Source organism: Aquimarina callyspongiae, assembly GCF_034322225.1.
Taxonomy (GTDB): domain Bacteria; phylum Bacteroidota; class Bacteroidia; order Flavobacteriales; family Flavobacteriaceae; genus Aquimarina.
In genome coordinates this window covers 215,711-227,602 of the sequence record NZ_JAXLPA010000004.1, presented here as the reverse complement: position 1 = coordinate 227,602, position 11,892 = coordinate 215,711, and the positions used below count along the sequence as shown (strand labels likewise).

The window sequence follows — 11,892 nt, the reverse complement described above, 5'->3', positions numbered from 1 at the left end:
TGTAATAGTATTAAAAAGATTGCTTACGCTTTTTTAGAAAAATGTAATAACTGTATTTTATGGGTTAATAACAATTCTTAATAACTTTCATGTAAGTTTTATGATCAAATTGCTACTTTTACATCAGATAAAACGAAAAGATTATGTCTGAAACTATAGAAAGAATAAAATGCCTTATCATAGGCTCAGGACCTGCAGGATATACTGCGGCAATATATGCAGCAAGAGCTGACCTTAAACCAATTATGTATACAGGTATGGAACCTGGAGGACAATTAACGACTACAACAGAGGTGGATAATTTTCCGGGATATCCTGAAGGGATAGACGGACCTACTATGATGGTTCAATTACAACAACAAGCAGAACGTTTTGGTACCGAGGTACGTATCGGAATGGTAACTTCTGTTGATTTTAGTAAAGAACCTGGAGGAATTCATAAAGTAACTGTAGATAATTCTAAAGAGATAGAAGCTGAATCAGTAATTATATCTACCGGTGCTACTGCAAAATATTTAGGGCTTCCTAGTGAGCAAAAATTAAGAGGCGGAGGAGTTTCTGCCTGTGCGGTATGTGATGGGTTTTTCTATAAAGGACAAGATGTAGCTATTGTTGGAGCAGGGGATACTGCTGCAGAAGAAGCTACTTATCTGTCTAATATTTGTTCTAGTGTTACAATGCTAGTACGTAAAGATTATATGAGAGCATCTAAAGCTATGCAACATCGTGTAAATAATACACCTAACTTAAAAGTTCTTTACAATACAGAAGTTGATGAGGTATTAGGAGATCAGGTAGTAGAAGGGTTACGTATGGTAAATAACCAAACTGGAGAGAAAAACGATATAGAGATTACTGGATTATTTATTGCTATTGGGCATAAGCCAAATACTGATATATTTAAAGGTCAAATTGATATGGATGATACCGGTTATATCATTACTGAAGGTAAATCTACAAAAACCAATATTCCAGGTGTTTTTGCTTCAGGAGATGTACAGGATAAAGAATACAGACAAGCAGTAACAGCTGCTGGTACTGGATGTATGGCTGCACTGGATGCAGAAAGATATTTGGCTACTGTAGAAACTGGTGAGAGCGTTTCTGCTTAAACCTTAAGTTAAATAAAAGACATAAAACCTTCAAAACTTCTATAGTTTTGAAGGTTTTTTTATTAGTTAAAGCTTAAGCCTGTTAGGATTATAATCAAGATTCTTTTTATACAAAGTCACCTCATTACTAAAACGAGTAATAGTGATTTTTGGTTCTCCTAATAAATAAATTTTGGCAGTTTCCTGAGCATCGATTTCAATGAGATCATTGACTAATAGATAACACTCACTAGAACCTTCGGCAATTAGATTTGTTTTTCCTGTACTTAACTTTTGACCATAAAATTTGGTATTACCATCAATTCTGGAAAGCATAGATTTTGCTTCTCCTTCAAGTTTTACATACCCTTTTTGATATATATCTACTTTTAAACTATCCGTAGTAACTATACCTGTAAGATCTGAGTTTTCATTTACCTGATATGATATTTCTGAGGCTGTAGCATGAAGTTCAGTTTCTGATTTTCCGTTTGAGATACTACTTAACTTGCCTGTATCAATTGTAAGAAATGTTTCAGACTCATTGTTTGATTCGATAATAATCTCTGAAGATTTTATGGGAGATAAAGATTTAAGATTTACTTTGTCATAAGTTTTTATTTTCTTTAACTCAGATCCATAGTGAATAGAGATGTTCAATGCTTTAGCTCGTCTAAAGACCTTATCAGTTTTTATAATTAAAATACTATCCTGCACCTCTACGTCAATATATTCTTGAAGATTACTGTCTGCTTCAATTTTTACATAGCTATCACTATCTTCTTCAAGAGAAACCTCAAAATTGTTATATAATTCAATAGTGTGAAATCCTTCGACTATTTTTTCTTCGGTCATTACAATTTTGTTTCCCTTGACTTTTTGAATTTGGGCAAGTGAATTTCCTGTAACTGAAATTGAAAGTAGTAATATCAGAAATGCTCTCATAGTGTGAAGTTTTACTTTTTTAAACAGATTTTTAGACGTTTAATTATATTTTCTATTGCATTTATTTACAAATATAAAGGACTATGACATCTTAAGTTTGTTACGTAATACATGAAATGTGCCATAAATTTAAAAAGCGAGTTTAAATATTCTGCAGAAGTGATTTTTTTTGAAAACGAAAATATCTTTTTCTTTTTTGGGTAACAAAAAAAGAGTTGATGAACTATCTGACGTAAAGAAGTTTAATCACACTTAATTTTAATTTTATGAAACGACCATTTAAAAAACTCAAAGCAATTTTATTTTTGGGATTATTAGTTTTAGTAATCCATTCTTGTACTAATGATGATTCGGAAACCGAATTAAATCAAAAAGAATTTTCTTCATTAAAACTTGATTTTGATGAATTTGATAAAGCCTCTACAAAAGAGGTGTTTAATGAGAAGACTGATGATTTAAGATATCTAAAAGGCAGTAATATATTAGTGGATTTATCTAAATCAGATGCTAAATTTTCTAAGGAACAAACTGAAATAGTTCAAGTAACTACTGCAGAAATAGATAGGGGAAATCTTAATGCTCTGTTTTTATCATTGCCAGAATATTTGGATATTTTGACGATATCCATTCTTGAGAACAACAATAAGAAAAAGAAAGGTTTGATTGTTCATTATACAGATGATAAAGGGTTTTTGAGATTAGCCGTATTTCAGAAATCATTGGATGCACAAACATTTGAGCAAATTGATTTTCCTGTAAACCTGGTTTCTTCATTTTCTCTTGAGAACATCTTGTACGTTTCTAGAATGCTTTTTCCGAATAGCAATATAACTACTATAGGAGCAAATGGGATAAAGACTGTAAAGCCTAGTAATAAATATGATGATATGTCATTGTTACGATTTATTACTAAATATAATATTCCTTCTCCTGCAGTTAAAAACTCTGTTTTATCAAAGTCACTTCAAAAAAGTGCACGTTTTGGAGATGAGATTATTGAAGGGCCTGGTGGAGGTCGACCGTGCGCTCTTGCTGTTCACCATTGTAATAATGGAGATAGCAGACGAACGCAATGTCATCCATTTGCAGGCGGATGTAGAGCACCTGTAACTTGCCCACGCAATTCGACACTATCCGCACTACAAACTAATCAAATGACTAGTCAATACAATACGATGGCAGCTAATTTACCAGATAACAATTTGTATAATTTAAGAGATTGGCTAGAAACAAAGCCTGAGGGAGGATTTTATGTAGATGCATACTATTCTATGGCACCTCATTTTGAAGGGTCATTAAATATTGGATTATTGTACGATATTTCTAATGCGTCTTTTGATATGAAAAATTTCGTAACTGCTGTTCTTAATAATGACGGTAATTATGTACTAAACCAAACCAGTTACAATAAGTTTGTAAATATAGCGCAAGCATCTGCTCAAAATTCTCCAAGTGTTATGTATAAAGATTTAGTTAATTCACTGGTTCAGCAAACTCAAAAATATAAATCAAAAAATGTTCAGCAAATAAAAAGTTTTGCTAGTGCAGATGTAGGATTTCATTAGTAAATAATACTTAAGATAGATATAATTGGACCAAGTGGCTTTTGTTTATCTCTTACTGCTTGAGTTCAAAGAAGCTTTATAGAATCTTAAAAATTAGGTAAGTTGTAAAACTTACCTAATTTTTGTTTTTAATAGTTTTGATTTACAAACATCAAATACTATGACATATAGAGTTTGCTACATATCATAAATTAAAAAAGTAAGTTTCATAATTATGAAGCTTACTTTTAACATAGATAAGAAAGGTTAAGTAGAATCTATGGGTAGTTTTAAATCAAGATATGGTAACCTTGATCTTGTTACGTTTTTTGATATTCCTTTTATAAAGGTTGATTGTTTTGATGAATGATCGATAAGATACTGCCTGAAAAGTCTTTGTTTAATTAGCGTGATTGGTAGTTGCTTTTCAGGCAGTTCTGTTTTTGGTTGGTTTAGATCTGCAATATTATTGGTTAGGTTGCTGATCTTAGTTTCCTCTTACATTTCCTCCAGAGTTATCACTTTCAGATACTTTTTCTGGATTTCCGTAGTATACTACATCTCCGCCACTGGTTGCTTTTCCTGTAAATTCATCTTTTGCATGGATTTTTATGTGTGCTCCACTGGTTGCTTTTGCTTCTGAAACAAGGCTTAATAAATCATCTGCTCTAATGTTTGAACCGCTAGTAGCACTAGATGTGTGATTACTTACTTTACCAGATAAGTCGATCATCGCTCCACTGGTTGCAGAAGAGTTTAAGTTTTCTGCTTTTACTCTTAGCTTAATATCTGATCCGCTGGTTGCGCTAACGGCTAATTCTTTTTGTACTACTGCTTCTTCTGAAGTAATACTGGCACCGCTTGTAGATGATATCTTATCTAATTTATCATAAGAAACATACACACTTTTTTCGTCTGCCATATAGATATTTTCATCAGAGGTCACGTATAATACATCTCCTTTTACATATACTTCTATAACATCGTGTAAATTTTCGTTGGCTTCAATGATTACTTTGTTGTCATCACTATCTATCAAGATAACATCTAATCCTCTACTGGCTTTTACGGCACTAAAGTCTTGATTAATAGTTTTTTCTTTTCGTATAACTTCTCCTTGTCCTTTAACTCCGTTAAAAACGATATTACAAGAACCTAAAAGGGCTGATAATAAAATGGTTACTAATATTTTGGCTAGTGTGGTCATGATTTTGTTGTTTTATGTTGTTTAATTGATGATTTGATTTCCTTACCCCAGCTCTCTCCCGTCCAGATAACCATTGATAGGAGAGAGGGACAAGGCTTATTAACCTGATTTTATACAGGTGTGGTATATTATTTAATTATCGGTTTTTATTTTAATTCCGTTCTCGTCTATTTTTATATCTACTTCTTCGCTTTTGAGTTGGACACCATCCTCATCTATTTTAAGGTTGGTATCTTCATCAGAAGAATTTATATTGATTTGTACTCCATCTTCTTCATCTTCTTCCCATTCGTTATGTTCCCAATCATTTTCTTTTTCAGGACAATCTTCACAATTAAATTTTCCGTCGATGAGTTTAAGATGTTTTCCTTCTCTTCTATCAATAATGATATAATCATCATATTTCCAGGAATTGTTAAACCCTGATGTGTTGTCATCTGCCAGTACAGTAATACCTTCTGGTATGGTTACAATTATTTTTACTTCTTGATCTCTATACTTGTTTACATAATCGGTTATTGCGTATCCATCTAGTAATAAGGTGTTTCCATCAACTTCATAAGCATATTTAATCTCTTCTGCGCGTTTTTTGGATTCATCATAGGAGCTGCCTTCAGCTTTCTTTTCTATAATTATCCCTACAGTAGAATCTCTTTTTGAGGTCTTTAAAAACAATTCTATGTCTTGAATTACAATAACTCTATTGTCTTGAGGATCTCTTTTGATTTTATAATTATGTTTATGATATAAGCTTCTTACATATCTGTTATTACCAACCATTTTTATGGTAAGTGTATCATTTTTAGTAATAGGAAGCATTTGTTTTTCTGATATTACTTCTGCATCAAAGGCTTCTTGGGTTGCTTGACGAACACCAATTATACCTATTCCTATAAGCGAAAGTATCCATAATCCTAACAATCCTAATTTTGCCGGTGTACCTATTGATTTTAAATTACTAATCAATATTTTTAATCCTAGAATGAATAGGAAGAAAAATGGTATTCCGATAAAGAAAAACACTAATAAGGATACTAACCATAGTGGAACCTCAGGATGATTACCAACTTCAATATACTCAACCCAAGGAGTGTCCATAAAACCAAATGTTCCTAATGTGAACAATCCGATAAAGAAACTGATTAAAGAAATTCCTGCTACAATAACCAGTATAACTCCTACTAATTTAACGAATATCTTGAGAATGACTAACAATACATCTCCTAAAGCGTCGAAAAATGTGGTTGAACTGCTTTTTACTTTATCACTATATTTTTGATAATCTACATCTTTTACTTTATCAGCAACATCATTAAATCCTTCTTTCACTTTTCTTTCTATGTTACTGATATTGATAGGCTTTCCCCGCATGGCTAGCTCATCCGCTGTGGTTTTGGCTTCTGGAACAAAAATCCAGAATGCGATGTATATTAAGATAAAAGCTCCACTAGAGAAAATGGTAAACAATATCCAGGCTAATCGTAACCATATAGAATCGATCCCAAGATAATGCCCTAATCCAGAACTTACACCTCCTACATATGAGTTTGAAGTATCTCTAAATAATTGTTTAGAAGTAGATCTTCTTTGATATGATGTTTCTTTAGGTTCATCTTCAAAGATTTCTTCATCTAATCGATAATCCTCAGGTTGTCCCATCACTTCTATCACCTCGTCAACCTCTTTGGTTCCGATTACTTGTCGTTCGTCTTTTATTTTTTCACTAAATAATTCTGCGATACGAGCTTCTATATCGGCTATAATCTCGTCTCTACCTTGAGAGTCAGTAAATGAACGTTTTATAGCTTGAAGATAGCGCTGTAACTTTAGGTAAGCGTCTTCATCGATATGAAAAAATATGCCTGCTAAATTTATATTGACTGTCTTGTTCATTTTGCTTCTTTTTTATGTTTAGTAACGAGGTTTACAGCATTTTGTAATTCGTCCCAAGTGGTATTTAATTCTTTTAGAAATAGTTGTCCGGTTTCTGTAAGTCCATAATATTTACGTGGTGGACCTGATGTGGATTCTTCCCAGCGATAGCTCAGTAATCCTGCGTTCTTTAGCCTAGTAAGCAAAGGATATATTGTACCTTCAACTACGAGCATCTTTGCATCTTTAAGTGTTTCCAGAATTTCAGCTACATAGGCATCATCGTTCTTAAGGATTGAAAGTATGCAATATTCCAGAACACCTTTACGCATTTGCGCTTTCGTGTTTTCGATCTTCATAAAGCTGTTTTTTTAAAAGTTAAACTGTTCGGCTTCTCATCATATCCCTTCTGCCCGATAGTAACCGGGACAAGAAGGAATGAGAAGCGTTTTTTGGTTGATGAATTCATTTTAATTATTTAAAAAATATTGATCAGAGAATACAACACCAGCAACAAAAACCGATGCTAAAAGATAGTTGATTAAGTTAAATTTTAGACTGTATTCCTGTTCTTTTGAGGTTTTTATCAAAAGAAACAATAATGTAAAACATACGATTAAAGGTAATATCCAGTATCCTAATCCTAACCAAGCACTTATTCGCGCTTCATCATTAGGATTAAAGATAGAAACTATCATTGCCATTAGTCTTGAATAAAAAGCAAAGAATAAGAAAGGATACCAATATTTGTTTTTTGTTTTTCTTATCACATAAAAAAATAAGAATGCGGTAAGAATAGTAAATAATGGACCTGCTGCACTTATCAAATTGCTATGCCAAGCTGTATGATATTCTCCTTCTGTTAAAAAAGCAGAGTTAAGAGTCATTCCCATAGTATATCCTAATAACTCACCAGTAGCCCAATGTGCCAATTCATGAAAGAAAAAGGACAATACAACAGCTAAGCCTGTGATTAGAATATATTTTATGTTTATAGATGGTCTCATTTACTTTACTTTAAAGATTATTTGCCTTATATAAATTAATTGACTTAACAATCTTAGATTATTTGATAAACCTTATGGTTAATGGGTACCTGTATTCTTCTCCTTTATTTGCTTTGATAGCAGCAGAAATAACAAATACTATTTCTAAAAAGAATCCTACTAATGCAATGACACCTACAAAAGAAGCTCCTATTAATGTTCTAAACCCACCTGGATTTGAAAGGTTGATGTGTAGATCATTAAAATTAACTACATCATAAAAAGAGGCGTCACCAAATATGTTGAAAATAAAGAAAGGAACTGATAGCATACCTAGAATTACAGTGTATAATAAAATACTTAACTGAAAATTAATAGCTTCTTTACCATGCTTATCTATAAATTCTGATTTTTCCTTATTTACTGACCATAATAGTATAGGAACGATATAGTTTCCAAAAGGCACCAGGTATTTTGAAAATGCTCCCAGATGCATAAATGTTGCTATGTTTTTGTAGTTATTTGTTGACATTTTTAAAAGTATATAATAGTTTCTTATGCAAATATATGGCTAAAAAAAGGTATTATGCAAAACATAGTACCATAATTTAACATAAATTTAAGATTTTTAATCCTTTTTCTCATTCGTACTTTTGCCTATATTGTGATGATTAAAAGCTATACTTATGAAGATTACTGCAAGACAACTTAATTCCTTTTTATTTTTAAAATTACCTTCGGCTTGGTTATGTGGAGTACGAGTAAAAGAGATGAACAGAACCAGCTGTACTGTTACTGTAAAACATAGATGGATCAATCAAAATCCATTTAATTCTATGTTTTGGGCAGTACAAGGAATGGCTGCAGAATTAACAACAGGGGCGTTAGTGACTGGGTACATTAGAAATAGTGGAAAAAAAATATCAATGCTTGTCGCTAACAACAATGCAACTTTTACCAAGAAGGCAACGGGAAGAATCACTTTTGTATGTAATGATGGAGGATTGATAGAGGATGCTATTCAAAAAGCTATAGATACGGGAGAAGGGCAAACGGTTTGGATGAAATCTATAGGAACTAATAAAGAAGGAGTAGAAGTATCTACTTTTAATTTTGAATGGACATTAAAAGTTAAGAGCTGAGAGAAAGAATTCTTAATTATAAGATAAAATCCAATACTAAATTAAGAATTGAAATAATAGATGTAACACTTTTTCATAATTGTTTACATATAGAATATATATTCATTATTCAATAAACGATATACAATTTAATTATGACAGCACACGAAATAGATTATGAAATCATAGGGGAAGAAATGCAGTACGTTGAGATCGAATTAGATCCTCAAGAAGGAGTTATTGCAGAGGCAGGAAGCTTTATGATGATGGATGATGGTATTCAAATGGATACTATTTTTGGAGATGGTTCAGAAAAAGATAAAGGTATCATGGGTAAAATCTTTGGTGCAGGAAAACGATTACTAACAGGAGAAAGCCTATTTATGACGGCATTTTATAATCAGGTTGGAGGAAAAAAGAAAGTAAGCTTTGCTTCTCCTTATCCGGGTAAAATTATTCCGATTGACCTTACCCAATATGGGGGAAAATTTATTTGCCAGAAAGATGCTTTTCTTTGTGCCGCAAAAGGAGTATCTATAGGAATTGAGTTTTCAAGAAAACTTGGTAGAGGATTGTTTGGTGGAGAAGGCTTTATCATGCAGAAATTAGAAGGAGATGGAATGGCATTTGTACACGCAGGAGGAACAACGGCCAGAAAAGAATTACAAGCAGGAGAGAAACTTAAAATAGATACCGGATGTATTATAGGTTTTTCTAAAGGGATTAATTATGATATAGAATTTGTAGGAGGTATCAAGAATACAATTTTTGGGGGAGAAGGATTATTTTTTGCAACCTTAACAGGTCCTGGAGTTGTCTACGTGCAGTCACTACCATTTAGCAGGCTTGCGAACAGAGTTTTAGCTCTAGCTCCAAGAGCTGGAGGCAAAAGAAAAGGAGAAGGAAGTATCTTAGGAGGTATAGGTGATCTATTGGATGGCGACAATAGTTTTTAACAATGTTAAATAAGCGCTAAAATACGGGATTTTGGTTTTATTTGCCTATATTAGTAAATATAAATCAAAAAAACGTAAGCTTATTCCTACAATTACTTGTTTAAACCTAACAATTCTAAACCCCTATTAATTTATGGCTAGAGCAATGTTTGATTACACTAAAACGGTACTTAAGAAAGTTAGTTTTGATGTTAATCTTTTTACCAAGGAAGTCCTAAAAGCACTAAACAGATTACTTCCTCACGAGATTGAAGAATTAAAAATTTGGATACAATCTCTAACAGTAAAACAACCAGAATTACAATCTTGTTTAATTTATTTAAAATCATAAAAAAAAAGCGACTTTTTAGTCGCTTTTTATTTTTGTAATAGGGCTTATAATTTGAACATTCTGAAAAGTAATTGCTCCTTTTATTACACCGGCTATTGTAGCGTGTAATGCATCAATAATATGCATTTTTAACTCGCTTCTATGATAGATCAGACTTACTTCTCTAGCAGGAGAAGGTTCATTAAAATAATGAAGATTGTTCTTTTCATTATCTTTTATATCCAGTGTATGTAAATATGGTAATAAAGTCATACCCAGACCTTCATTAGCAAGTTTTACCAAAGTTTCAAAACTCCCACTTTCTAATTGAAAATGATCTTCTTCATAACTTTTTTGAGTTTTGCAAAGATTGATAATCCCATCTCTGAAACAATGACCATCTTCAAGTAATAACATATCATCGATATCGAGATCTGAAGTATCAATTTTTTTCTTTTGATTTAATCTATGATTCGTTGGAATATATCCTACAAAAGGCTCATAATACAATACTTTTTCTTTAATATTCTCATGTTCTAACGGAGTGGCTGCAATAGCTGCATCTAGGTGACCATCAAGTAAACGCTCCATAATAGCTTCAGTATTAAGTTCTTCTATTTTTAGCTTTACTTTTGGATATTTTTTGATGAAATTATTAAGGAACATGGGTAATAATGTAGGCATTACCGTCGGGATTACACCTAACTTAAACTCTCCGCCAATGAATCCTTTTTGTTGGTCAACAATATCTTGAATGCGCTCACTTTCATTAACGATGTTACGAGCCTGCTGAACCAATTTTAGACCTACATCAGTAAGTTCAATAGGTTTTTTACTTCGATCAAAAATTAGAATATCTAATTCTTCTTCGAGCTTTTGTATTTGCATACTTAATGTAGGCTGAGTAACAAAAGTTTTTTCTGCAGCTTTGGTGAAATTTTGATGCTCCGCTACTGCCAGTACATATCGTAGTTGTGTTATGGTCATTGTTGCTTTTTTAGGAAAACAAAAATAGGAAAGCTATTGATAATACTTATTAAGTTTTTATTAAAAATTTATTTTATCTATTAATAAAAGATTTAATAACATTATAGTAATAAAAAGGAGGTAACATATACTGCTGTTGTGACATTAAATTTATACCTGGTTTTTGATACTCCATAGATTGTCGGGAGGGATCAAAAAAATAACGAGGTAAATAAATCTTAAAACCAAATAAATATGACTACAACAGAATTTGAAGAAAGAACTCGGTTAAAATTATCGGGTCAAACAAGTAATGAGCTAATAAATTATATGAAAGTATTAGCGAATAATGAGGATAATACCAGATCAAGACTTAAAGAATTAGAAGTAGATTTATCAGAAGCAGTTAAATTACATCAGGATGAACAAATAGTCGAAAAAAGAATAGCAATAACTAATTTACTCGAAGAGAAACTTTCTCAGAAATCCGCTCAAGATTTAAGTTATGCTATTTTTTGTGATACTCGTCACCTAGATCCTAATTGGTGGGCAGTTAATGAGCTTATTGGAAAATCTACTGCTAAATCAATTTGGGGATTCAAGTGGTCTGTAGAGGATAAAAAATGTTTTTTAGATTTTATAAACTTTGTAGAATCAAACCCTAAGGAATTTAATTTTTTGGCTCAAAAAGTAAGAGAATCAGAAACGTCTCGTAATGAATACAAATCAAAATTCGAGGGATATATAGCTAGGATTTTAGAGGAAAATAACATCTTGATGAGTCAGGAACTAACATCAACATTGATAGATTTATCTTGCTACCCTTGTTCTGCCCAAGAATTAGAACGTTTGTTCGTGGAGTTATTAGAACCAATTACTTGGTAATGATCTTGG

13 protein-coding genes are annotated in these 11,892 nt (G+C 32.2%); 6 read left to right on the top strand and 7 right to left on the bottom strand.

The annotated features are described in order from the left end of the window. Positions 1–143: 143 nt before the first annotated feature. Positions 144–1,112: a thioredoxin-disulfide reductase gene (gene trxB / locus U0D62_RS17510; protein WP_322288622.1), complete on the top strand. Its 969-nt coding sequence runs from the start codon at positions 144–146 to the stop codon at positions 1,110–1,112. 66 nt (positions 1,113–1,178) lie between these two features. Here the strand turns inward: trxB and U0D62_RS17505 are convergent, their stop codons facing one another. Further along, positions 1,179–2,036: a GIN domain-containing protein gene (locus U0D62_RS17505; protein ID WP_322288621.1), complete on the bottom strand. Its 858-nt coding sequence runs from the start codon at positions 2,034–2,036 to the stop codon at positions 1,179–1,181. A 266-nt stretch (positions 2,037–2,302) separates the two neighbouring features. Between U0D62_RS17505 and U0D62_RS17500 the strand changes: the two genes are divergently transcribed. After that, positions 2,303–3,601: a hypothetical protein gene (locus tag U0D62_RS17500; protein ID WP_322288620.1), complete on the top strand. Its 1,299-nt coding sequence runs from the start codon at positions 2,303–2,305 to the stop codon at positions 3,599–3,601. 466 nt (positions 3,602–4,067) lie between these two features. On the opposite strand, the gene U0D62_RS17495 is transcribed toward U0D62_RS17500, so the two are convergent. The 5 genes from U0D62_RS17495 to U0D62_RS17475 form a co-directional block, all read right to left on the bottom strand. After that, complete coding sequence (locus U0D62_RS17495; RefSeq protein ID WP_322288619.1) at positions 4,068–4,787, bottom strand: head GIN domain-containing protein; 720 nt, start codon at positions 4,785–4,787, stop codon at positions 4,068–4,070. A 132-nt stretch (positions 4,788–4,919) separates the two neighbouring features. Further along, on the bottom strand, positions 4,920–6,680 hold the full coding sequence (locus tag U0D62_RS17490) for a PspC domain-containing protein (RefSeq protein WP_322288618.1): 1,761 nt from the start codon (positions 6,678–6,680) through the stop codon (positions 4,920–4,922). After that, on the bottom strand, positions 6,677–7,018 hold the full coding sequence (locus U0D62_RS17485; protein WP_322288617.1) for a PadR family transcriptional regulator: 342 nt from the start codon (positions 7,016–7,018) through the stop codon (positions 6,677–6,679). The genes U0D62_RS17490 and U0D62_RS17485 overlap by 4 nt, the downstream gene beginning before the upstream one ends. 111 nt (positions 7,019–7,129) lie before the next feature. After that, complete coding sequence (locus U0D62_RS17480; RefSeq protein WP_322288616.1) at positions 7,130–7,666, bottom strand: hypothetical protein; 537 nt, start codon at positions 7,664–7,666, stop codon at positions 7,130–7,132. Positions 7,667–7,724: 58 nt separating this feature from the next. Beyond that, positions 7,725–8,177: a DUF4870 domain-containing protein gene (locus tag U0D62_RS17475; protein WP_322288615.1), complete on the bottom strand. Its 453-nt coding sequence runs from the start codon at positions 8,175–8,177 to the stop codon at positions 7,725–7,727. A gap of 154 nt (positions 8,178–8,331) precedes the next feature. Between U0D62_RS17475 and U0D62_RS17470 the strand changes: the two genes are divergently transcribed. The 3 genes from U0D62_RS17470 to U0D62_RS17460 all read left to right on the top strand — a co-directional run bounded on the left by U0D62_RS17470 (position 8,332) and on the right by U0D62_RS17460 (position 10,053). Continuing rightward, positions 8,332–8,787: a DUF4442 domain-containing protein gene (locus tag U0D62_RS17470; protein WP_322288614.1), complete on the top strand. Its 456-nt coding sequence runs from the start codon at positions 8,332–8,334 to the stop codon at positions 8,785–8,787. A 134-nt stretch (positions 8,788–8,921) separates the two neighbouring features. Then, entirely contained in the window at positions 8,922–9,722 is an 801-nt protein-coding gene (locus U0D62_RS17465) for a TIGR00266 family protein (RefSeq protein WP_322288613.1), read from the top strand. A gap of 133 nt (positions 9,723–9,855) precedes the next feature. Continuing rightward, entirely contained in the window at positions 9,856–10,053 is a 198-nt protein-coding gene (locus tag U0D62_RS17460) for a hypothetical protein (protein WP_025664664.1), read from the top strand. A gap of 15 nt (positions 10,054–10,068) precedes the next feature. Here the strand turns inward: U0D62_RS17460 and U0D62_RS17455 are convergent, their stop codons facing one another. Continuing rightward, positions 10,069–11,019, bottom strand: coding sequence for a LysR family transcriptional regulator (locus tag U0D62_RS17455; RefSeq protein ID WP_322288612.1), 951 nt, complete (start codon positions 11,017–11,019; stop codon positions 10,069–10,071). A gap of 234 nt (positions 11,020–11,253) precedes the next feature. On the opposite strand from U0D62_RS17455, the gene U0D62_RS17450 reads away from it, so the two are divergent. After that, positions 11,254–11,883 (top strand): hypothetical protein, encoded by a 630-nt coding sequence (locus tag U0D62_RS17450; protein WP_322288611.1) that lies wholly within the window; start codon positions 11,254–11,256, stop codon positions 11,881–11,883. Positions 11,884–11,892 lie beyond the last annotated feature (9 nt).